The sequence below is a fragment of the Pseudomonas sp. YL2 genome, from assembly GCF_023063025.1.
Classification (GTDB): Bacteria; Pseudomonadota; Gammaproteobacteria; order Pseudomonadales; family Pseudomonadaceae; genus Aquipseudomonas; species Aquipseudomonas putida_A.
Genome location: NZ_JAJSLU010000008.1, coordinates 82,639 through 105,776 on the forward strand (window position 1 = coordinate 82,639; position 23,138 = coordinate 105,776).

Consider the following 23,138-nt stretch of genomic DNA (forward strand, 5'->3'; position numbering starts at 1 on the left):
TGTGGGGGGGGGGGGCGGGGCCGGGGGGGGGGGTGGGACAGCAATTTTGTTTTGCCCCCCCCCCCCCCCTCGGGGAAAACCCCCCCTCCCACAGGGATCGCATAATCTTCGCGTGCATCTGCCAGATTCAGGGATTGAAGTCGGCGGTTCGAAAGGGGCTTCGTGAGCCCGAAAAACCAGGCGAAAACGCCAGTTTCAACTTCACCCTTGTAGACCGTCCTGCCCACCCCCATATTGGGGCGACTGACGCGTGAAGGAATCCAAATTGAGCGAACTTCTCAACCGCCGCCTGGCTCTGCTCGGCGAGCGCGCCAACCTCTCTCTGCTCGAACAGTGCCTCCACGGTATCGAACGTGAATGCCTGCGCGTGACCAGTGAAGGTCGTCTGGCGCAAACGCCGCACCCGGAAGCCTTGGGTTCCGCGCTGACCAATGAACAGATCACCACCGACTATTCCGAGTCGCTGCTGGAATTCATCACCCCTGCCCTGCCCGATCCGGCCGATACGCTGGCGAGCCTGGACAAGATTCATCGCTTTGCCTACAGCAAGCTCGGCAACGAGTACCTGTGGAGTCCATCGATGCCGTGCCCGTTGCCGGCCGAGGAAGACATCCCGATCGCCTATTACGGCACCTCCAACATCGGTCAGCTCAAGTACGTCTACCGCAAGGGCCTGGCCCTGCGGTATGGAAAGACCATGCAGTGCATCGCCGGGATTCACTACAACTTTTCCCTGCCGGAAAAGCTCTGGCCGCTGCTGCGCGAAGCCGAAGGTTTCGTCGGCACCGACCGCGATTTCCAGTCGTCGTCGTACATCGCGCTGATCCGTAACTTCCGCCGCTACAGCTGGCTGCTAATGTACCTGTTCGGTGCTTCGCCAGCGCTGGACGCAGGCTTCCTGCGCGGCCGTTCGCACCAGTTGGAACAACTGGATCCGGACACCCTGTACCTGCCGTACGCCACCAGCCTGCGCATGAGCGACCTCGGTTACCAGAGCAACGCCCAGGCCGGCCTGACGCCGTGCTACAACGATCTGGCGAGCTACACCGACAGCCTGCGCAAGGCCGTGGCCACGCCATACCCGCCGTACGTGGAAGTCGGCACGCACCAGGATGGCGAGTGGGTACAGCTCAACACCAACATCCTGCAGATCGAAAACGAGTACTACTCCAATATCCGCCCGAAACGCGTGACCTACACCGGCGAGCGGCCGATCCAGGCCCTGATGGCCCGGGGCATTCAGTACGTCGAAGTGCGTTGCCTGGACATCAACCCGTTCCTGCCGATGGGCATCGACGTCACCGAATCGCGCTTCCTCGACGCGTTTCTGCTGTATTGCGCGCTGAACGACAGTCCGCTGCTGACCAACACTTCGTGCGGCAATGCCACTTCGAACTTCCTCAGTGTGGTCAAGGAAGGTCGCCGTCCGGGCCTGCAATTGCAGCGTGACGGCGAAGCGGTCGAGCTGAAGGTTTGGGCAGCCGATCTGCTGGAAAAAATCGCACCGCTGGCGGCATTGCTCGATCAGAGCCATGGCGGCGACGCACACAGCAAGGCGCTGGACGCGCAACTGGCCAAGGTCAAGGATTCGTCCCTGACCCCGTCGGCCCAAGTGCTGGCGGCCATGGCCGAGCACAAGGAAAGCTTCGCGCAATTCTCCCTGCGTCAGAGCCAGGCGCATGCCGAGTTCTTCCGCAGCGAGCCGTTGGCTGCTGATGAACAGGCGAAGTTCGAGGAGCTGGCGCGCTCGTCGCTGGCGCAACAGGCGGAGCTGGAGCAGAACGAGGTCGGCGATTTCGATGTGTTTGTCGGGTCGTATCAGGCGAGTATTCTGGCGATCAGCAACTGACATCAGAAGGTTCTTCGAACCTTTTCGCGAGCAGGCTCGCTCCCACATTAGATTGCAATCTCCTGTGGGAGCGAGCCTGCTCGCGAATGACCGCGCAGCGGCCAGGCTTAGATTTTTCCGCTCATAAGCTAAGTCTAAAAAGTTATTTATTTTTAGATTCTTAGATCATTTAGTCTCCTTTCACGCCGATCGTCGGTCGCCTGATTTGGAGCACTCCCCCATGAAACTGAATTTCCCGCTTCGCCTGCTGGCCGTGGCCTCGTTGGCTGCTGCGAGCTTTCTGGCGCAGGCTGCCGACCTTACCGTCGCCTACCAGACCACCGTTGACCCGGCGAAAGTCGCCCAGGCCGATGGCGCCTACGAAAAAGCCACCAAGGCCGACATCAGCTGGCGCAAGTTCGACAACGGCGCCGACATCATCGCCGCGATCGCGTCCGGTGACGTGCAGATCGGCTACCTCGGTTCCAGCCCGCTGACCGCTGCGATCACCCGCAAGGTTCCGGTGGAAACCTTCCTCATCGCCACCCAGATCGGCGCCGCCGAAGCACTGGTCGCTCGCGACGGTTCCGGAATCAAGAGTCCGCAGGATCTGGTCGGCAAGAAAATCGCCGTGCCGTTCGTGTCCACCGGTCACTACAGCCTGCTCGCGGCGTTGAAGCACTGGAACATCGACCCGTCGAAAGTCACCGTGCTCAACCTCGCCCCGCCAGCGATCATCGCCGCGTGGAAACGCGGTGATATCGACGCCACTTACGTGTGGGATCCGGCCCTCGGTGTGGCCAAGGAAAACGGCAAAGTGCTGATCACCTCCGGCGAACTGGCCAAGTTCGGCGCGCCGACCTTCGATGCCTGGATCGTGCGCAAGGACTTCGCCGAGAAGCACCCGGAAATCGTCACCGCGTTCGCCAAGGTCACCCTCGACGCCTACGCCGATTACCGCAAGGATCCTAAAGCCTGGCTCGCCGACCAGTCCCACGTCGACAAGCTGGTGAAGCTTTCCGGCGCCAAGGCCAGCGACATTCCATCGCTGCTGCAGGGCAACGTCTACCCGCTGGCGGCTGATCAGGTGATCAGCCTCGGCGCGCCGACCACCAAAGCCATTACCGACACCGCCGCGTTCCTCAAGGAGCAAGGCAAGGTCGAAGCCGTACTGCCGGACTACGCGCCGTACGTCAGCGCCAAATACATCACTAACTGATCGGGAGTTGACTGCGATGGCCTTGCTACAGCTGGAGCGCATCAGCGCACAGTATCCCGGCAGCCCGGAACCGGTGCTGGCGGACATTTCCCTGACCCTCGGGCCTCAGCAATTGCTGGTCGCCCTCGGCCCGTCCGGCAGTGGCAAGACTTCGCTGTTGAACCTGATTGCCGGCTTCGTTGAACCCAGCGCCGGGCGCATCACCCTCGACGGCGTGCCGGTCAAAGGCCCGAGCGCCGAACGTGGCGTGGTGTTCCAGGATGATGCGCTGCTGCCTTGGCAGGATGTGCTGGCTAACGTGGCTTTCGGTCTGGAACTGGCCGGTGTTGCCAAGGACAAACGCGAAAAGATCGCCCGGGAAATGCTCGCGCTGGTCGACCTTTCCGGTTTCGAAAATCGCCGCATCTGGCAACTCTCCGGCGGCCAGAAACAGCGCGTCGGCCTGGCCCGCGCCCTCGCCGCCGACCCGCGCGTGCTGCTGATGGACGAACCCTTCGGCGCCCTCGACGCATTCACCCGCGAGCAGATGCAGGAGCTGTTGCTGCAAGTCTGGCAGCGCACTGCAAAACCGGTGTTCCTGATTACCCACGACATCGAAGAAGCGGTATTCCTCGCCACTGACCTGATTCTGCTGGCGCCGAATCCGGGGCAGATCGTCGAGCGTCTGCAGCTGGATTTCGGTCAACGCTACGCTGCCGGTGAGTCGGCGCGGGCGATCAAATCCGACCCGCGTTTTATCGAAACCCGCGAGCACGTGCTGAGCAAAGTGTTCTCGCAACGCAGCGCCGTACAACGGCAGGAGCGCGCATGAGCAGTTACGACGTTTCCGCCCAGGCAGTGAAAACCCCATCGGTGGCGATTCCCGTGCGGCGCAGCCTCAGCACGCGGTGGATCAGCCTGCTGACCCTGTTCGCCTTGCTGGTGATCTGGTGGGCCGTGACCGCCACTGGTTTGATCGAACCGCTGTTCCTGCCACCACCCTCCGCCGTGCTGCAAAAAGGCTGGTTGCTGGCGACCACGGGCTATATGGATTCAACTCTGTGGCAGCACCTGGGCGCGAGCCTGAGCCGCATCGGTCTGGGTCTCGGCTTCGCGATTCTGACCGCGGTGCCGGTGGGCATTGCCATCGGCGCCAACCGTATTGCCCGTGGCGTGCTTGATCCGTTGATCGAGTTCTACCGGCCGATTCCGCCATTGGCTTATCTGCCGCTGATCGTGATCTGGTGCGGCATCGGCGAGTTGTCGAAAGTGCTGCTGATCTACCTGGCGATTTTTGCGCCGATCGCCATCGCTACCGCGACCGGCGTGCGCACTGTAGACCCGGCGAAATTGCGCGCTGCGCAGTCGCTCGGTGCCACTCGCGCACAACTGATCCGCCATGTGATTTTGCCGAGCGCCCTGCCGGACATCCTCACCGGTGTGCGCATTGGTCTGGGCGTTGGCTGGTCGACCCTGGTCGCCGCCGAACTGATCGCCGCCACCAGCGGTTTGGGGTTCATGGTGCAGTCGGCTGCGCAATTTCTGGTCACCGATGTGGTGGTGCTGGGGATTCTGGTGATCGCCCTGATCGCCTTCGCCATGGAAATGGGCCTGCGCGCCCTGCAGCGCAAACTGGTGCCGTGGCACGGCCAAACCCACTGACAAATTTCATGTGCCCCCTGTGGGAGCGAGCCTGCTCGCGAAAGCGTCGGATCAGTCACCGCACTCTCGCCTGACACTCAGCATTCGCGAGCAGGCTCGCTCCCACAAAAGCATCACACCCCGAATTCGAAGAGAAAGACCATGAGCAGCCTGACCATCACCCCATTAAGCTCGGCCCTCGGCGCGCAGATCAGCGGCGTCGACGTCAGCCAGCCGTTGAACCTGGAACAGCGCGACGCCATCGAGCAGGCGCTGCTCAAGTATCAGGTGCTGTTCTTCCGCAACCAGCCGATCGAGCCTTCGCAACAGGCACGTTTCGCCGCGTACTTCGGCGACCTGCACATTCACCCGATCTACCCGAACGTGCCGGAGCAGCCCGAAGTGCTGATCCTCGACACCGCGGTCACCGATGTCCGTGACAACGCGATCTGGCACACCGACGTGACCTTCCTGCCAACGCCGGCGATGGGCGCGGTGCTCAGCGCCAAACTGCTGCCAGAGTTCGGCGGCGATACGTTGTGGGCCAGCGGGATTGCCGCGTATGAAGCACTGTCGGTACCGATGAAAAAGCTGCTCGAAGGGCTGACCGCGACTCACGATTTCACCCGTTCGTTTCCGCTGGAACGCTACGGCAATACGCCGCAAGCCCTGGCGCAGTGGGAAGAAGCAAGGCGCAAGAATCCGCCGCTGTCGCACCCGGTAATCCGCACTCACCCGGTGAGCGGACGCCGTTCGTTGTTCGTCAACGAAGGCTTTACCTCGAAGATTAACGAGCTGTCGGAAACCGAGAGCGAAGCGATTCTGAAATTCCTGTTCGCTCATGCAACGCGGCCGGAATTCACCATTCGCTGGCGCTGGCAGCAGGACGATATTGCCTTCTGGGACAACCGCGTGACCCAACATTACGCGGTGGATGATTACCGTCCGGCACGACGGGTGATGCAGCGGGCTACGGTGTTGGGGGATGTGCCGTTCTTCAAATAAGGCCTGATTGCTGTGTTGTTTTCAAAGGCCCCTTCGCGAGCAAGCCCGCTCCCACTGTGGGATTGTGGTGCACACGAAACCAGTGTTCACCATCGATCCAATGTGGGAGCGGGCTTGCTCGCGAAGGCGTCAAAGCAGGCGCCGAATAATTCGGCGCCAGTCACTTATTCAGCAGTCGACGGCTTCTCCCACAGATTGATCCCGCCCTCTTGGGCAAACCGGTCGATCTCCGCCAGTTCCTCAGCACTGAAACTCAGATTCTTCAACGCCCCGACGTTCTCGATGATCTGCTCCGGCCGGCTCGCGCCGATCAGCGCCGAGGTCACCCGTGGATCACGCAGGGTCCAGGCCAGTGCCAGTTGCGCCAGGCTCTGGCCGCGACGTTTGGCGATCTCGTTCAACGCGCGCACGTGGGCAATGTTGGCCTCGGACAAGTGCGAAGCCTGCAGCGAACCGCCACCTGGGCGGTTGACCCGCGCATCCGCCGGCACGCCGTTGAGGTACTTGTCGGTCAGCAGACCTTGCGCCAGCGGGGTGAAGGCGATCACGCCAGTGCCGAGTTCTTCGGTGGTGTCGAGCAGGTCTTTTTCCACCCAGCGATTGAGCAGGTTGTACGCCGGCTGATGAATCAGCAGCGGTACCTTCCATTCCTTGAGCAGCGCAGCGATCTCGCGGGTTTTCACCCCGGAGTACGACGAGATGCCGATGTACAGCGCCTTGCCCTGTTGCACGGCAGTGGCGAGGGCGCTGGCGGTTTCTTCCAGTGGGGTGTCCGGGTCGAAGCGGTGCGAATAGAAGATATCCACATAGTCCAGACCGAGGCGCTGCAGGCTCTGGTCCAGACTGGCCAGCACGTATTTACGCGAGCCGCCGCCCTGGCCATAAGGGCCGGGCCACATGTCCCAACCGGCCTTGCTTGAAATGATCAGTTCATCGCGGTACTGCTTGAAGTCTTCGCGCAGCAGGCGACCGAAATTGATCTCGGCGCTGCCGTACGGCGGGCCGTAATTGTTGGCCAGGTCGAAGTGGTTAATGCCCAGGTCGAACGCGGTGCGCAGCAGGGCGCGCTGGGTGTCGATCGGCGTGCTGTCGCCGAAGTTGTGCCACAGGCCCAGCGACAGCGCCGGCAGCACCAGACCGCTGCGGCCGACGCGGCGGTAAGGAATGGAGTCGTAGCGGTTTTCGGCAGCGGTGTAAGTCATCGAATCCTCTCTTGTTTGATTGACAGCAAATTGAGGGTGAATCCCAAACCTGTGGCGAGGGAGCTTGCTCCCGCTCGGTTGCGCAGCAACCGCAAACCCATCCAGCGCGGTATGCCTGGCTGAATGCGATTGCAGGTTTTAGGCCTGCTTCGCAGACCAGCGGGAGCAAGCTCCCTCGCCACAAAAGTCTTTACACAAATTTGTTTATGGGTCGGGCAAGCCCCAGGTTTTCGCGCAAGGTCCGGCCCTCATACTCGGTTCTGAACAGCCCACGCCGTTGCAGTTCCGGCACCACGCCGTGGGCGAAGTCTTCGAGCCCGCCCGGCAGGTGCGGCACCAGCACGTTGAAGCCATCCGCCGCGCCCTGTTCGAACCACTCCTGCAAGCGATCAGCGATCTGCGCCGGTGTGCCGACCAGACTGTAATGCCCTCGTCCGCCGGCAATCCTGCGGCCCAATTCGGCGAGGGTCAGATTCTCCCGCCCCGCCAGTTCAGTCAGTAATTTTTGCCGGCTCTGCTGGCCGCTGTCGGTCAGTGGCAACTCCGGTAACGGGCCGTCCAGCGGGTACTTCGACAAGTCGAAGTTGCCCAGCATACGCCCAAGCAACGCCACGCCAACCTCCGGTTCGACCAATTGCTGAAACGTTTCACATTTTTCCTGCGCTTCGGCTTCTGTCTGGCCGACGACGACAAACACCCCGGGCATGATTTTCAGCGAATCGGCACTGCGTCCGTACTTGGCCAGACGCCCCTTGAGGTCGGCGTAGAACGCCTGTGCGCCGGCCAGCGAAGTCTGCGCGGTGAACACCACCTCAGCGGTCTGCGCCGCCAATTCACGCCCGGTTTCAGACGAGCCTGCCTGCACGATCACCGGTTGTCCCTGCGGCGAGCGCGCCACGTTCAGCGGGCCTTTCACCCGAAAATGCTCGCCGACGTGATCCAGCACGTGCAGCTTCGACGGGTCGTAATACGCGCCACTGGCCTTGTCGCGGACAAAGGCATCGTCCTCCCAACTGTCCCACAGCCCGGTGACCACCTGATGAAACTCCCGGGCGCGGCTGTAGCGTTCGGCGTGGCCGATGTGCTCATCGCGACCGAAATTGAGCGCTTCGGCGGCGTTGTCAGAAGTCACCAGATTCCACCCCGCACGCCCGCCGGACAGATGATCGAGCGAGGCGAATTTGCGCGCCACGTGATACGGCTCGTTGTAGCTGGTGGTCGCCGTGGCGATCAGGCCGATGTGTTCGGTCACCGCGCTCAGGGCCGAGAGCAAGGTCAGCGGTTCGAAGTGATCCGAGCGCGCCATGCGGCTGGCGATGTCCTGAGTCGGCGCGGCAACACTGTCGGCGACGAACAGCGTGTCGAACTTCGCCGCCTCGGCAATCTGCGCCAGACGCTTGTAGTGGACGAAATCCAGCCCGGCATTGGCCGGTACCTCCGGGTGCCGCCACGCGGCGACGTGGTGCCCGGTGGCCATGAGAAACGCGCCGAGTTTCAACTGTCTGCTCATCTCAGAAATCCTTGCGCAATTGCACGCCGAAGTAACGCTCGTCATCCCGTGGCACGGCGCGGTAGATGTAGCTGCCGCCGCTGGCCAGCAACGGTGAGTAGGACTTGTCGGCGAGGTTCTTGCCCAGCAGCGCCACGCGCCAGCCGTTGCTGTAATCGGCCAGCGCCACACTGGCATTCCAGATGCCGTAGGCGCCCTGCTTCGTATCGGCGTTCTGGCTGATGTCGTACTGCACTTCGCTCTGCCAGCTGTAGTCGGTGCCGAGTTCGATATCGAGGCCGTTGTCCAGCGGGATGGTGTAGTCGGCGCGCACGTAACTTTTCCAGTCCGGGCTGAACGGCAGCGGCTTGCCATTGACGTTGCACGACGCCGCCGCACCGGCGGGGCAGCTGAACTGGTCGATGCGCGCGCGGGTGTAGGCCAGCGCCCCGGAGAACTTCAGTTGCTGGGTCGCCTGCAAGGCGTAATCGAGTTCGACGCCTTCGGTGCTGACGCTGCCGGCGTTGATCAGGCGCGTCACCACTTGCCCGGCGACGGTGTCGAAAAAGTTCGCCTGATAGTTGTCGTAATCGCTGTGGAACACCGCGAGGTTGGTGGTCAGCCGATTGTTCCAGCTCGTCGCTTTGATCCCCGCCTCCCAGGTGTTGGAGGTTTCCGGTTTCAGCGCCTCGGTGTCACGCGGCTGCATGTTGAAGAACACGTTGTAGGCGGGGCCTTTGTAGCCACGCGAATAGGTCAGATACGTGGTGACCGCATCGCTGAGGTCGTACTGCACACCTAGCCGACCGGACCAGCCGTCCTCGTCTACCGAACCGGAACTGCTGGTTGCAGGTTGAATACCACTGACCGTGGTCGCCGATGTCGAGACGCGACGGTGATCGTATTCCAGATCGTCGTGGGTGTAGCGCAGGCCGGCGATGCCACGAAAGTCCGAGGTGAAGTTCAACGTGGCTTCGCCGAACGCGGCGTAGCTGTCGCTGGTGGTGCTGTAATCGGCGACGCCACGGTCGGTGCGTGTGGTGGTGGTCAAGGTGCGTTGATAGGTCTCGTCATCCTTGCCGTGCATGTAGAACAGGCCGCCAACGTATTCAAGGAACTCACCTTTCGGCGAGGCCAGGCGCAGCTCCTGCGAGTACTGGTCGAAGGCCAGCTCGCCCTTGTCGGCGGTGCCGGGGAACGCTGCAGTGATCGTGCTCAGCCGATCGCCGTCCTGATACTGGGTGTTGTCCCAGCCGCGCCACGCGGTGATCGAGGTCAGTGTGTAATCGCCCAGTTGCCAGTCGAGCTGGCCGGACAGGCCCTTGTTGGTGTCCTCGACATGGCTGCGGGTATCGGTGTTGATGTCGCGGTTGTGGTTGCTCGCATAGACCGGGCTCAGCGCGTTGGCGAAGGCCGGGGTCAACGACTTGCTGACGACGCCGTTGGGACCGTCGTCGTGGGACTGCATGTAGTCGGCGATCAGGGTGAAGGTGACGTCATCGTTCGGAGTAAATTCGAGTTTGCCGCGCACCCCGCGATGGTTGTAGCCGTTGACTTCCTGGCCGTTGTGCTTGTTATCGACGTTGCCGTCGTAAGTGCCGAACAGGGTGCTGATCGACCCCTTGAGCGTGTCCGGAATCAGGCTGCCGCCAATGCCGAAGCGGGTGCGGCTTTCATTGCCGCTGTAGTACGACTGGTCGATGTAACCGTGGGTCTCGTTGGTCGGCGCCTTGCTGGTGATGTTGAGCACACCAGCCGAGGCGTTCTTGCCGAACAGCGTGCCCTGCGGGCCGCGCAGCACTTCGACGCGCTCCAGATCCAGCAAGTCGAGAGTGGATTGGCCGGGACGCGCATAGACCACGCCATCGATCACCGTGGCCACTGTTGGCTCGACGCCGGGCGAGGTGGAAATCGTGCCGACGCCTCGCACAAACAACGAGGTGTCCTTGTTCGACGCACCGGTACGGAAATTCAGCGACGGCACTTGCTGGACGATGCTCGCCACGCCGTTGCGGTTGTCGCGTTCCAGTTGTTCGCCGTCGATCACCGAGACTGCCACCGGCACCTTCTGCAGCGACTCTTCACGGCGGGTGGCGGTGACCGTGACGGACTTGAGGGTCGGCTCTTGTTCGCTGCTGTCGGCGGCGAAAGCCGTGGGCAGCGGCAACGCCGCCAGCCCGGTAAAGATCCAGCCAGCGGCGCGAATCGACTGCGCCAGTTTGTGTGTCGCCCCAGGAATGTTGTGCATGATTGCCCGCTCAAAATTGGCCCTGAACCGCTGCCGTTCTGCGACGACAGCGCCTGAATCGGTGTCTTGGGCATTCGCTCGAGCGAGTAGCAGACAATGCGCTTTGTTAGCGCTAACATCGCCAGTATTGGCAACCTCGGCATAGAGCGTCCAATACTGAAAAATTACTTTTATATGCGTTTTGGTTTTTAAGAAGGATCGAGCCTTGACCCAGGAAAAGCCCCGCAAACGCCGTGGCGCCGGACGCGTGACCCTCAATACGGTAGCGCGCGAGGCCGGGGTGTCGGCGATTACCGTGTCGCGCTATTTCAATCAGCCGGAAACCGTCTCGCCGGAGCGCCGCGAGCGCATTGCAGCAGTAGTTGCCGAGCTGGGTTATGTGCCGAATCTGGTGGCCGGTGGCCTGGCCTCGGCGCGAGGAAAAATCGTCGGCATGGTGATTCCGAACATCTCGGGGCCGATCTTTGCCAACACCATTCAGGGTTTCAGCGACACCCTCAGCCGCCACGGTTATCAATTGCTGCTGGCGTCGAGTTACTTCAGTACCGAACAGGAAGAAAACGCCGTGCGCGCATTTCTTGGCTGGTCGCCAGCGGCGCTGGTGCTGACCAGCCATTTCCATAGTGCGGGCACGGAAAAGATGATCGCCGAAGCGGAGGTTCCGGTGATCGAAACCTGGGATTACCAGCCGGATCGCGAGCCGATGCAGATCGGCTTTTCGCACTATGAAGTCGGCGTGACCGCTGCGCGTTATCTGCACGACAAAGGCTATCGCCGTATCGCCTTTGTGCAGAACAGCGCCCCTGGTGACCTCAGTGCCCTCGAACGTCGCGACGGTTACGCCGCCACCGTGCGCGAGTTCGGACTTCAACCGTGGGTGTTCGCCCCGGACGCCGACCGCGCGCCGTTCGAAGCCGGCAAGCAAGCGATGGAAGCGCTGATGAACGCCTCCCCGCGCCCCGACGCGATCATCTTCGCCAACGACAACCTCGCCGCCGGCGGCTTGCTCGCCGGGCAACGCGCAGGCATCAAGATCCCCGAAGACTGCGCCGTGCTCGGCTTCGGCGATTACCCGTTCGCCGAGATGCTGTTGCCGAGCCTGAGCACGATCAAGCCACCGGCACTGGAGATTGGCGTACTGGCGGCAACGCGGGTATTGGAAAGCCTTGGGGTGTTGCCGAGCGATGATGTGCAGCGGCTGAATCTGTTGCAGTGCAACGTGATCGAGCGCGAGAGCACCTGACATACATGCCTGCGGCAGCCCCTACAGGTTGTTCGTCATGCCGACAATTCGCGTAACGCAGCTGCGGCCAGAAATCCGGAGCGGGAACTGTAGCGTTGATCACGCCGGACTGTTTGATCAATACGCTCCAGCAGTTGCTCGGGCAGCGTGGCGTTGAAGCGTACCGACTTGCCGAAATAGGGTGTGATATCAAAGTCGACAACACCCCAGATTCCACCCGCGTAATCCGGGTTGTCGAGATGTGCATCAATATCCTGAACTCGAGGCAACGGTGCACCATCAACCACCAGCCCCTCATAGTGCAGGGCCAGAGCCTCCTGAGTGTTTTCAAAAGCTTCGGCTACCGTGCTCCCTGCGGAGAAGCACCCCGGTACATCCGGGACAATCACTCCGTAGTCCGAGTCGGCATCCTTGTGCAAAACGACCGGGAATTTCATAAACGTGAATCCTTCCTCTGACGTGTCCATAAAAGGACTTTCACTTCCAATAACGGGCTTCATTTCAACCCCGCCTGTTTCAAAATGCTGTTGATCGTCCCTTTGGGAAGGTCTGAATCCGGATGCTTGATCGTCACCCGACCCGGCTTGCGCGGATGCTTGTACTGATGGTGACTACCCTTCACTGCAACCAGATACCAACCATCCTCCTCGATCATCCTGATCATTTCCCGACTACGCATTTCCTTCGCCCTTTTCGACAGCAAGAGCTGGTCACTCTAGGGCGTGGACAACCGATTCATACACACAATACACACTCGGATAAATATTAGCTGAGTGAACAAACACCCGATTATTGGTTCGACCAACGGCAGACGCGGGCCAGCGAGAAAGGGCCTTCTCGTCCAGATACATTTGAATGAGTCGCGAAATATGTCGATCGAGAAGGGTTGGCTAGTATGGTTGTGGGCTGACTTGTCTATGCTCTAAATGACACCGAGGTGGCCCTTTCGCGGGCAAGCCCGCTCCCACAGGATCTTGGTTGTACGCAGAATCTGTGAATGACCGAGATCACTGTGGGAGCGGGCTTGCCCGCGAAGGCGTCCGATCAAGCACCGCATGACCCGCAGGCACGCCTATGCACACCGCAATCATCATCTTCTTCGGTCTGGTCCTGCTCGCCCTGATGCTCTACATCGGCGAGCGCATTGGCTTCAGCCGGCAGACCCTGGCCTACAGCTTCGCCGCGCTGTGGCTGGCGTTGACGGTGATCAATGGTGCGGTGGGGGTGGTGCATGCCGGGCAGCCGCTGGGTTCGGAGATCGCGGTGGGCAGTGCGGTGTTCGGGGTGCCGATGGCGGCGATGGTGTTGTTCATGGTGCTGAGCGCCGAGTCGTGAAACGTCCCGGCGCTCAGTTGCCGATCAACGCACCAGATGCAGGAACTGCATGTGGCGTTCGTACTGGTCGAGGATGTCGTTGATGATCTGCTCCTTGGTGTAGCCGACCAGATCGTAGTCCTGACTGCCCTCGCTCAAGTGCACTTCAGCGCGGTAGTAGCGGCGGTTGTTGAGTTGCTTGGACCCCATGCCACCCCGGGCGAACGACGGCGTGAAGTAGCCGCGCATCTGCACCTGATAGATGAACGGATGCTGCTCACCGTGGCCTATTTCCAGGCTGATGTTGTCGTGCGCCGGGTCCGGCTGGGTGACCACGTTCAGACCCTTCTCGACAAATACCGCCGTCACTTCTTCAATCGCCGGGCGCACCGTGGTGTCCATGAAGCGGTACACCTCGTCGCGTGACGGGAAGTGCACCGCCTGACTGAGACGTTGGCGCCAGCCGCCCGTGCCTCGCCGCGAACCGGAGACCGGTGCCAGCGAATGCAGTTGCGCGATCTGCTTCTGCGACTCCAGATAGAACGCCTTGTGCAGGCCCCACATCATCAGCAGCAAAATCATCGAGAACGGCAGCGAGGTCAGTACCACCGCCGATTTCAGCGCATCGATGCTGCCGGAGAACAGCAACGCGCTGGTGATCAACGCGGTCATCGCGCCCCAGAACACTCGCAGCCATTTCGGCCCGTCTTCGTCCGGGTTGCCGCCTTTGGCCGACAACGTCGACAGCACCACGGTGCCGGAGTCGGCGGAAGTGACGAAAAACACGAAGCTGATGAACACCGTCACCGCGATGACAGTCTTGCTCCACGGGTAGGTTTCCAGCAGCAGGTAAAGGCTCATCGACGGATTGTCGAGGGCCGACATGCCCAGTGCCGACATGCCGTGGTTGAGGACCTGATCGATCGCGCTGTTGCCGAAGATCGACATCCACGCCAGGGTGAAACCGAGCGGAATCAGCAGCACGCCGAAGACGAATTCGCGGATGGTGCGGCCACGGGAAATCCGCGCGATGAACAGGCCCACGAACGGCGACCATGCGATCCACCAGGCCCAGTAGAACACGGTCCAGCCGCCGAGCCAGTCGCTTGGTTTGTCGTAGGCGTAGAGGTCGAAACTCTTCATCGGCAACGCGCCGAGGTAATCGCCGAGGTTCTGGATCAAGGTGTTGAGCAGGTGCTGGGTGGGCCCGGCGAACAACACGAACAGCAGCAGCGCACAGGCCAGCAGCATGTTGATGTCGGACATCACCCGCACACCCTTGTCCACACCCGACACGGCGACGATGATCGCCGCACCCATCATCAACGTGATCAGGCCGACCTGAATCCACTGGGTGTGAGCGATGCCGAACAGGTAGTCCAGACCGGAATTGAGGTGCAATACGCCGAAGCCCATGTCGGCGCCCAGACCGAACACCGTGGCGATGATGCCGAAGCCGTCCACCGCGTAGCCGATGGGGCCGTTGATGCGCTTGCCGATCAGCGGGTACAGGGCCGAACGCAAGGCCAGCGGCAGGTTATGCCGGTAGGCGAAATAGGCCAGCGCCATGCCGACGAAGGCGAACACGCCCCAGCCGTGCAGGCCCCAGTGCAGAAACAGAATCTGCATCGCCTGCCGCGCCGCATCGGCGGTGCCGGCCTCGCCTTGCGGCGGTTGGGCCAGGTGCGTCAGTGGCTCGGATACGCAAAAGAAAAACAGCGTGATGCTGATCCCGGCGGCGAACAGCATGCCGGCCCAGGACAGGTAACTGAACTCGGGTTCGTCGTGGTCGGCACCGAGTTTGATCTTGCCGTAGCCCGATAACGCGGTGACCACCACGAAGACCAGATACAGGGTCATCGCGAGCATGTAGTACCAGCCGACCGTATTGGCCGCCCAGTTTTGCGCAGCCAGCAACCAGGCTCCGGCCTGCTCCGGCATGGCGATGACAACCAGACCAAACAGCAGAATCACCGTCGCGGCGAAGTAGAACACCGGCGGATTCATGCGGACCAGGCCGCTGGTGGGAGTAGACGATGCACTCATGAAACGTGCACCTCGAGGGGTTGAAACGTGGCTGAAATGATCGGACTCAGCAAAGGTAAGCCTCCTGTTGTGAGCGGGCAGCGAACCACCGGTTTAACTTGAATGAACGTTCAAGTTAAACATGGATAGGGTGGTAAGGACTAATCGCAGGGCCAGGCGGTAGTTTTCCTACAGTAGCCCAAGGAGGGGTATGACGCGGGTTTGAGGGGATTCGTTCAATGGAGAATTGGCTGAATGCCATTATCTCGATCTGACCCAAAAAACCATTCGCGAGCAGGCTCGCTCCCACATTTGAAACGCATTCCAGTGTGGGAGCGAGCCTGCTCGCGAAGAGGCCTGACGCGGCAACGCAGATTCAGGAACTTACTTCTGCGTCCCGTCATCATGCTGCAGATTGGCCTGAGTCAGGTTGCTCCCTGCCGGCACGCTGCGCGTCAGCCACACATTACCGCCGATGGTCGACCCCTGGCCGATAGTGATCCGTCCCAGAATCGTCGCGCCGGCATAAATCACCACGTCGTCCTCGACAATCGGATGGCGTGGATGGCCCTTCTGCAACTGCCCGTCTTCATCCGCCGGGAAGCGCTTGGCGCCCAGAGTCACGGCCTGATAGATCCGCACACGCTCGCCGATGATCGCGGTCTCGCCGATCACCACACCCGTACCGTGGTCGATGAAGAAACTGCGGCCGATCTGCGCGCCCGGGTGGATATCGATACCGGTGGCCGAATGCGCAATCTCCGAACTGATCCGCGCGAGTAACGGCAGCCCGGCGCGATACAAATGGTGCGCCAGACGATGGTGAATCACCGCCAGAATCCCCGGATAGCACAGCAACACTTCATCGACGCTGCGCGCCGCCGGATCGCCGTGATAGGCGGCCAGCACGTCGGTATCGAGCAGGCTGCGCAGGCCCGGCAAGGCCAGGGCGAAATCCTGAATGATACGGATCGCCTGAGCTTCGACGTCGGCATCGCCTTGAGCGCTGTGCCGCGCGACATAACGCAACTCCAGCCGCGCCTGCGCCAGCAAGGCATTCAATGAGGTATCGAGGGTGTGGCCGACATAGAAGTCCTCACTTTCCTCACGCAGATCCACCGGCCCCAGCCGCATCGGGAACAACGCACCACACAGCGCCTCGAGAATCTCGGCCATCGCGGCGCGAGACGGTAACTCACGGCCACCCTGCTCGCCGCTGGCCCGGCCATTCTGGGTACGCCACTGATCCCGCGCGGTACGCAGTTGGCTGACGATGGTCTGCAATTGCCAATGGCTGGAACGCTCGCTCACGGTAAAGACTCCTCACGGGCGGCCGGACGGTCTGGCCGCGTCAACGGCGACTACTTTACGGCATGCCCGCGAGTGCGAATTAAGAACCGATAGTGCTGGCCTAAGCACATTTGGCTATAAGCAATTCACGGTTGCCCCGCTAAAACGGCCTGCCTATAGTCCTGTCATCTTCCTCCGCCAGTACGGGCTCATGATCAAACAACAGCTGGATCGCTTTAACCGTCTCGACCTGCTCGGCCAACCCACGCCACTGGAAAAACTCGAACGCCTGTCCGCCTGGCTGGGCCGCGATGTGTACATCAAACGCGATGACCTGACGCCGCTGGCCATGGGCGGCAACAAGCTGCGCAAACTCGAATACCTCGCCGCCGATGCCCTCGCTCAGGGCGCCGACACGCTGATCACCGCCGGCGCCTTGCAATCGAATCACGTACGCCAGACCGCCGCATTGGCGGCCAAACTCGGCTTGGGTTGCGTGGCGCTGCTGGAGAATCCGCTGGGCACCGACGACAGCAACTACACCGGCAACGGCAACCGCCTGCTGCTCGATCTGTTCGACACCAAGGTCGAGTTGGTGGACAACCTCGATAACGCCGACGAACAACTCGCCGCACTCGCTGTGCGCCTGCGCAGCAATGGCAAAAAACCGTATCTGGTGCCGATCGGTGGCTCGAATGCCCTCGGTGCCTTGGGCTACGTACGTGCCGGCCTGGAACTGGCGGAACAGATCAAGGATACCGGCCTGAATTTCGCCGCTGTGGTGCTGGCCTCGGGCAGCGCCGGGACCCACAGCGGTCTGGCGCTGGCCTTGAGCGAAGCGCTGCCGCAGTTGCCGGTGATCGGCGTGACCGTCTCGCGCAGCGAAGAAGATCAGCGCCCGAAAGTGCAGGGTCTGGCCGAACGCACGGCGGAGCTGCTGGGTGTGAAATTACCAGTGAACTTCAAGGTCGAGTTGTGGGACGAATACTTCGGCCCGCGTTACGGCGAACCGAATGCCGGGACACTGGCGGCGGTGAAACTGTTGGCCAGTCAGGACGCGGTGCTGCTCGACCCGGTATACACCGGCAAGGCCATGGCCGGCCTGCTCGACGGGATCGGCCGCCAGCGTTTCGACGAGGGCCCGATCATCTTCCTGCATACCGGTGGGGCGCCGGCGTTGTTTGCCTACAAGGACGCTCTGAGCGGTTGAAGCGCCTTTGTGGCGAGGGAGCTTGCTCCCGCTGGGGCGCGCAGCGCCCCCAAACTTGCTTCCCCATTTTCAGTTGAACACTGGCGGCAGGTATTGCGACTGCTGCGCAGTCAGGCGGGAGCAAGCTCCCTCGCCACAGGTCAAGGCCTCATATTCCATATATGAATATCAAATTAGATATTAAGTATTTTCAAGTCTAAAGCAGACATCTTATAGTCTCGCCGCAGGCGAATTTCGGGCAAGACGCATAAGCTGCTTTAGGGCACGATAACGCAGTCGTTCAATTCCCGGATTCGCCAACTTTCCTTAAGCGTCTTCCATAAGAAAACACAGGGGCTTGTCATGAATTTTTCCGCACTACGTCGCACTCTGCTGGTAGGTTCGCTGGGCCTTGCACTGAGCGCCGGCCTGATCGGCCAGGCAACCGCCGGTGAGCAGCTGCAACAGATCAAGGACAAAGGCGTTATCAACGTCGGTCTGGAAGGCACTTACCCACCGTTCAGCTTCGTTGACGAGAACGGCAAACTGTCCGGTTTCGAAGTCGAACTCTCCGAAGCCCTGGCGCAGAAACTCGGCGTCAAAGCCAAGATTCAGCCAACCAAGTGGGACGGTATCCTCGCTGCGCTGGAATCCAAACGTCTCGACGTCGTGGTCAACCAGGTGACCATCTCCGACGAACGCAAGAAGAAGTATGACTTCTCCGAGCCGTACACCGTATCCGGGATTCAGGCGCTGGTGCTGAAGGACAAGGAAGCCAAGTTGAACATCAAGACTGCCGCCGACCTGTCCGGCAAGAAAGTCGGTGTCGGCCTGGGCACCAACTACGAACAGTGGGTCCGCGCCAACGTGCCGGGCGCTGACGTGCGTACCTACGACGATGATCCGACCAAGTTCGCCGACCTGAACAACGGCCGCACCGACGCCATCCTGATCGACCGTCTGGCTGCACTTGAATACGCCAAGAAAGCCCCGAAAACCGTGGCTGCCGGTGAAGCGTTCTCCCGTCAGGAATCCGGTATCGCCCTGCGCAAAGGCGAGCCTGAGCTGCTGGCTGCGGTGAACAAGGCTCTCGACGAACTGCGTGCCGACGGTACCCTTGAGAAGCTGTCGAAGAAATACTTCAACGCTGACGTCACCAAATAATGGAAGAAGCTTTCCAACTCGCACTGGACTCCGCGCCCTTTCTGCTCAAGGGCGCGTATTACACGGTCATCCTCAGTCTGGGCGGCATGTTCTTCGGCTTGCTGCTGGGCTTCGGCCTGGCCTTGATGCGCCTGTCGCGCTTCAAACTGGTGAGCTGGATTGCCCGCATCTACGTGTCGTTCTTTCGCGGCACGCCGTTGCTGGTGCAACTGTTCGTGATCTATTACGGCTTGCCGCAATTGGGTCTGGAACTGGATCCACTGCCAGCGGCGCTGATCGGCTTCTCGCTGAACATGGCTGCCTACGCCTGTGAAATCCTCCGTGCGGCAATCGGTTCGATCGAGCGCGGCCAGTGGGAAGCCGCCGCAAGCATCGGCATGACCCGCGCGCAAACCTTGCGCCGGGCCATTCTGCCGCAGGCCATGCGCACGGCACTGCCGCCGCTGGGCAACAGCTTCATTTCGCTGGTCAAGGACACGGCACTGGCCGCCACCATTCAGGTGCCGGAACTGTTCCGTCAGGCGCAACTGATTACCGCCCGGACTTTCGAAGTCTTCACCATGTATCTTGCCGCCGCGCTGATCTACTGGATTCTGGCCACGGTGCTGTCGCACCTGCAGAACAAGCTGGAAGAGCGGGCCAATCGGCATGACCAGGAGTCCTGACCCATGATTGTCGTGGAAAAACTGACAAAGCAGTTCAAGGGTCAAGAGGTGCTCAAGGGCATCGATCTTGAGGTGAAGGAAGGTGAGGTCGTGGCCATCATCGGCCCCAGCGGTTCGGGCAAGACCACGTTCCTGCGCTGCCTGAATTTCCTTGAGGAGCCCACCAGCGGCCGGATCAAGGTCGGCGATATCGAAATCGATACCCGCCGCCCGCTGAGCCAGCAGCAGAGTCTGGTGCGCAACCTGCGCCAGCACGTGGGTTTCGTGTTCCAGAACTTCAACCTGTTCCCCCACCGCACCGCACTGGAAAACGTCATCGAAGGGCCGATCGTGGTCAAGAAGATGCCGCGCGAGCAAGCCGTTGCCCTAGGCATGAAGCTGCTGGCCAAGGTCGGTCTGGCCGGCAAGGAAGATGCGTATCCGCGTCGTCTGTCCGGTGGTCAGCAACAGCGCGTGGCGATTGCCCGGGCGCTGGCGATGGAGCCGGAAGTGATCCTGTTCGACGAGCCGACCTCGGCCCTCGACCCGGAACTGGTGGGCGAAGTACTGGCGACCATTCGCGGTCTCGCGCAAGAAAAACGCACCATGGTCATTGTCACCCACGAAATGGGTTTTGCCCGCGACGTGGCCAACCGTGTGGTGTTTTTCGACAAGGGCGTGATCGTCGAGCAAGGCGAAGCCAAGGCGTTGTTTGCAAATCCGAAAGAAGAACGCACTAAACAGTTTCTCAGCAAGTTCCTGAATCACGCCTGAGATACTTATTGCCTTGAGTCATCAACTTCCATGGACGGAAGTTTTACTTACCCCGCCTGAAAACTTCCAAATCCCTCCAGCTTAAACCTGTCAAAACAATACATATATGTTCTGCAACAGATACAAGTAATCTGCGGCGCGCTATCGTGCCTGTGAAATGATCTAAATCGACCGGCACAAAAATCGCAAAACTCGCGAAAAACCGTAGTTCCATTCGCCATCACCGCTAGGCAGGATGCCTCATCAGCGTAGGACGCTTCTGATTAATCGGTAATTCACAGATTAACTAAGGCACTCTATTGACACTCTTTCCGGCACGCTCTTATCTAGTCGACAACCGGCACCCATTAGTTGAATCAACGCTTGCTCAGCCCGAACAAAGTTCACGGTTGTATTACCGATTCATCACGCCTTTTGTTGTTTCAAGAAACGGACTTCGCCGCAAGACTTCAAGGAGAGAACCCGATGACCCGCACTTCGCACGCCCCCGAACTGGCAGCGCCGAATCTGGCGTCCGCATCCAAAAACGCCATCAATCTGGCCGCTGCCGCGCATTTGCTGATCGATGTCCTGCCCTACTCCGGCATGGACGTCGGTGATCTGATCGAACTGTTCTGGAACAACTGCTACGTCGCCTCGCGGGTCTTGACCAGCGAAGACATCGGCGCCTCGATCAGCCTGCGGGTGCCGGAAAGCTTTATCGCCAGTGGCACTGCACGGATCCACTATCGGGTAATGCAGATCGGTCAGGGACCGGCGCTGTCGGCGGCCACGCGGGTGCAGGTCAAGCTCGACTGCCCTGGCGGCCAGCCTTCGCCGCTGTGCGGTGACGAGAATCAGCAACTGGCACCCGTCTCGCTGCCCGACACCATTCGCCGCCAGGGCGTGAACCCCAATCAGATCAAACGCGGTGTGCCACTGACCATCGAACCCTACCTGAACATGGCCGAGGACGACGCCATCACCTTGCGCTGGGGCGACGTGCGTATGGACCTGGCCCGGATCACCGCTGCCGATGTCGGCCTGCCGATTCAGGTCTGGGTGCCACCGGCAGTGATCGTCGAGGGGGGTGAGGATCTGCGTCTGGACGTGACCTACTGCGTCATCGACTGGGTGGGCAACAACTCACGCTGGGCGCCGCCCCGGACGCTGAAGATCGGTTGCGTGAATCCTTATCTGAAGGTGCCGCTGCGCCAAGCGCTGAAGGCTGCTGAATCGACCAAGGATTGATGCCGCATTCCTGTGCTCATGGGGCTTTGTAGTGAGGTGATTTAGCGAAACGTCGCACCGCCCCGATGGACTGCGAAGCAATCCCGTTTTTTATGACTCAGAAAAGGCCGCTGCGCGGCCTGTCGGGGATGAATCCCCTCACCACGGGTTGTATTGCCACGGCTGAGAGACTGTTAACCAACCCGACCACCGCCCCTTCTATACATATTCCTAAAAGTTAGTTTATTTAATATTTATACACGCTTAGGGTATATGAACCGGACCACCGGACATTCTTTCGTTCGCCGCACTTTTGCGGCGTTTTTCATAAGATGTGAGGTAGGTAGTATGGTCCGGAACACAATCACCCCAGTGCAGATCGCCAGGGCATTGCGTGCAGCCAAGGAGCGGCACTGATGTCCAGTCTGGCAGACGCAAACGTCCAGTCGGATCTGGACATCGCCCCGTTGTTGTTGCCCGCGCAGGTGTTGCGCAACGACGCCCAAGCCATCAAGGCTGCCCACGATCTGGCGCAAGTCGCCCGCGCGCAGGCCGCCAAACGTGATCGTCAGCGCAAGCTGCCGTGGTCGGAAATCGAACAGTTCACCCGCAGCGGCCTCGGCAGCATTGCCATCCCGCGTGAGTACGGCGGCCCACAGGTTTCATTCGTCACATTGGCCGAAGTGTTCGCGATCATTTCCGCGGCCGATCCGGCGCTGGGACAGATCCCGCAGAACCAGTTCGGCATCATCAATCTGGTACTCGGCAGCGCCACCGAAGCGCAGAAAAAACAGCTGTTCCAGAGTGTTCTGGAAGGCTGGCGCATCGGCAATGCGGGTCCTGAGCGCGGAACCAAAAATACCCTGGAATTGAAAGCCCGCATCACCGCCGACGGCGATGACTACGTGATCAACGGCCAGAAGTTTTATTCCACCGGCGCGCTGTTCGCGCACTGGGTGGCGGTCAAGGCGCTCAATGACGACGGCAAACAAGTGCTGGCCTTCGTCCGCCGTGGCACCCCGGGCCTGCGCATCGTTGATGACTGGTCGGGCTTCGGTCAGCGCACCACCGCCAGCGGCACGATTCTGCTGAACAACGTGCGCGTAGAGTCGAGCCTGGTCGTCGATAACTGGAAAATCAACGAGAAGCCAAACACTCAAGGCGCCGTGTCGCAGCTGATTCAGGCGGCCATCGACGCCGGTATCGCCCGTGGCGCCATCGACGATGCCATCGAGTTCGTCAAAACTCGCGCGCGGCCCTGGATCGACGCCAAGGTCGAGCGCGCCAGCGATGACCTCTACGTGATCGCCGACATCGGCAAACTGAAAATCGAACTGCACGCGGCTGAAGCACTGTTGCGCAAGGCCGGCAACGTGCTCGACCAAGTCCATGCCGCGCCGCTGACCGCCGAGTCCGCCGCCCGCGCTTCAATTGCGGTGGCCGAGGCCAAAGTGCTGACCACCGAGATCTCGCTGCAGGCCAGCGAAAAACTCTTCGAACTGGCCGGCAGCCGCGCGACCCTCGCCGAATTCAACCTCGACCGCCACTGGCGCAACGCCCGGGTGCACACCCTGCACGACCCGGTGCGCTGGAAATATCACGCGGTCGGCGCCTATCGCCTCAACGGCACTCTACCGGCTCGCCATTCCTGGATTTAACGACCAGACATCTGGAG

20 protein-coding genes are annotated in these 23,138 nt (G+C 60.8%); 13 read left to right on the forward strand and 7 right to left on the reverse strand.

All coding sequences use genetic code 11. The annotated features are described in order from the left end of the window. Positions 1-265 precede the first annotated feature (265 nt). From gshA to tauD, 5 genes are all read left to right on the forward strand, one after another. Entirely contained in the window at positions 266-1,849 is a 1,584-nt protein-coding gene (gene gshA / locus LVD08_RS13760; protein WP_247268395.1) for a glutamate--cysteine ligase, read from the forward strand. A gap of 220 nt (positions 1,850-2,069) precedes the next feature. Continuing rightward, positions 2,070-3,047, forward strand: coding sequence for a taurine ABC transporter substrate-binding protein (gene tauA / locus LVD08_RS13765; protein ID WP_027611203.1), 978 nt, complete (start codon positions 2,070-2,072; stop codon positions 3,045-3,047). A 16-nt stretch (positions 3,048-3,063) separates the two neighbouring features. Beyond that, positions 3,064-3,858, forward strand: a complete 795-nt coding sequence (gene tauB / locus LVD08_RS13770; RefSeq protein WP_027611202.1) for a taurine ABC transporter ATP-binding subunit — start codon at positions 3,064-3,066, stop codon at positions 3,856-3,858. Then, a complete protein-coding gene (tauC, locus tag LVD08_RS13775) occupies positions 3,855-4,688 on the forward strand; it encodes a taurine ABC transporter permease TauC (protein WP_247268396.1) in 834 nt (277 codons plus the stop codon). Before tauB ends, tauC begins: the two co-directional genes overlap by 4 nt. A gap of 141 nt (positions 4,689-4,829) precedes the next feature. Continuing rightward, a complete protein-coding gene (gene tauD / locus LVD08_RS13780) occupies positions 4,830-5,672 on the forward strand; it encodes a taurine dioxygenase (protein ID WP_247268397.1) in 843 nt (280 codons plus the stop codon). 164 nt (positions 5,673-5,836) lie between these two features. Here the strand turns inward: tauD and mgrA are convergent, their stop codons facing one another. From mgrA to LVD08_RS13795, 3 genes are all read right to left on the reverse strand, one after another. Then, a complete protein-coding gene (gene mgrA / locus LVD08_RS13785) occupies positions 5,837-6,874 on the reverse strand; it encodes an L-glyceraldehyde 3-phosphate reductase (RefSeq protein WP_115988448.1) in 1,038 nt (345 codons plus the stop codon). Positions 6,875-7,064: 190 nt separating this feature from the next. Further along, positions 7,065-8,384 carry an LLM class flavin-dependent oxidoreductase gene (locus LVD08_RS13790; RefSeq protein WP_247268398.1) on the reverse strand — a complete coding sequence of 440 codons (1,320 nt, stop codon included), beginning with the start codon at positions 8,382-8,384 and terminating at the stop codon, positions 7,065-7,067. Position 8,385: 1 nt separating this feature from the next. Continuing rightward, positions 8,386-10,611: a TonB-dependent receptor gene (locus LVD08_RS13795; protein WP_247268399.1), complete on the reverse strand. Its 2,226-nt coding sequence runs from the start codon at positions 10,609-10,611 to the stop codon at positions 8,386-8,388. A 205-nt stretch (positions 10,612-10,816) separates the two neighbouring features. Between LVD08_RS13795 and LVD08_RS13800 the strand changes: the two genes are divergently transcribed. Continuing rightward, positions 10,817-11,854, forward strand: a complete 1,038-nt coding sequence (locus tag LVD08_RS13800) for a LacI family DNA-binding transcriptional regulator (RefSeq protein ID WP_027611196.1) — start codon at positions 10,817-10,819, stop codon at positions 11,852-11,854. A gap of 35 nt (positions 11,855-11,889) precedes the next feature. Here the strand turns inward: LVD08_RS13800 and LVD08_RS13805 are convergent, their stop codons facing one another. Both LVD08_RS13805 and LVD08_RS13810 read right to left on the reverse strand, forming a co-directional pair. After that, positions 11,890-12,291 (reverse strand): type II toxin-antitoxin system HicB family antitoxin, encoded by a 402-nt coding sequence (locus tag LVD08_RS13805; protein WP_247268400.1) that lies wholly within the window; start codon positions 12,289-12,291, stop codon positions 11,890-11,892. A gap of 59 nt (positions 12,292-12,350) precedes the next feature. After that, a complete protein-coding gene (locus tag LVD08_RS13810) occupies positions 12,351-12,533 on the reverse strand; it encodes a type II toxin-antitoxin system HicA family toxin (RefSeq protein ID WP_027611194.1) in 183 nt (60 codons plus the stop codon). 395 nt (positions 12,534-12,928) lie between these two features. Between LVD08_RS13810 and LVD08_RS13815 the strand changes: the two genes are divergently transcribed. After that, the gene (locus LVD08_RS13815; protein ID WP_025110994.1) at positions 12,929-13,189 is read left to right on the forward strand and encodes a hypothetical protein; all 261 of its coding nucleotides are present in this window, start codon (positions 12,929-12,931) and stop codon (positions 13,187-13,189) included. A gap of 24 nt (positions 13,190-13,213) precedes the next feature. On the opposite strand, the gene betT is transcribed toward LVD08_RS13815, so the two are convergent. Both betT and epsC read right to left on the reverse strand, forming a co-directional pair. After that, a complete protein-coding gene (gene betT / locus LVD08_RS13820) occupies positions 13,214-15,175 on the reverse strand; it encodes a choline transporter BetT (RefSeq protein ID WP_166496387.1) in 1,962 nt (653 codons plus the stop codon). Positions 15,176-15,577: 402 nt separating this feature from the next. Continuing rightward, entirely contained in the window at positions 15,578-16,504 is a 927-nt protein-coding gene (gene epsC / locus LVD08_RS13825; RefSeq protein ID WP_027611192.1) for a serine O-acetyltransferase EpsC, read from the reverse strand. A 190-nt stretch (positions 16,505-16,694) separates the two neighbouring features. On the opposite strand from epsC, the gene LVD08_RS13830 reads away from it, so the two are divergent. The 6 genes from LVD08_RS13830 to LVD08_RS13855 all read left to right on the forward strand — a co-directional run bounded on the left by LVD08_RS13830 (position 16,695) and on the right by LVD08_RS13855 (position 23,121). Next, positions 16,695-17,693: a D-cysteine desulfhydrase gene (locus tag LVD08_RS13830; RefSeq protein ID WP_247268401.1), complete on the forward strand. Its 999-nt coding sequence runs from the start codon at positions 16,695-16,697 to the stop codon at positions 17,691-17,693. Positions 17,694-18,035: 342 nt separating this feature from the next. Further along, complete coding sequence (gene tcyJ, locus LVD08_RS13835; protein WP_086794003.1) at positions 18,036-18,836, forward strand: cystine ABC transporter substrate-binding protein; 801 nt, start codon at positions 18,036-18,038, stop codon at positions 18,834-18,836. Next, positions 18,836-19,501, forward strand: coding sequence for a cystine ABC transporter permease (gene tcyL, locus LVD08_RS13840; RefSeq protein ID WP_003220607.1), 666 nt, complete (start codon positions 18,836-18,838; stop codon positions 19,499-19,501). Before tcyJ ends, tcyL begins: the two co-directional genes overlap by 1 nt. A 3-nt stretch (positions 19,502-19,504) precedes the next feature. Then, a complete protein-coding gene (gene tcyN / locus LVD08_RS13845; protein ID WP_247268402.1) occupies positions 19,505-20,254 on the forward strand; it encodes an L-cystine ABC transporter ATP-binding protein TcyN in 750 nt (249 codons plus the stop codon). 465 nt (positions 20,255-20,719) lie between these two features. Further along, positions 20,720-21,484 (forward strand): hypothetical protein, encoded by a 765-nt coding sequence (locus tag LVD08_RS13850; protein ID WP_247268403.1) that lies wholly within the window; start codon positions 20,720-20,722, stop codon positions 21,482-21,484. Positions 21,485-21,879: 395 nt separating this feature from the next. Beyond that, the gene (locus tag LVD08_RS13855) at positions 21,880-23,121 is read left to right on the forward strand and encodes an SfnB family sulfur acquisition oxidoreductase (protein WP_247268404.1); all 1,242 of its coding nucleotides are present in this window, start codon (positions 21,880-21,882) and stop codon (positions 23,119-23,121) included. The last annotated feature ends 17 nt before the right edge of the window (positions 23,122-23,138 follow it).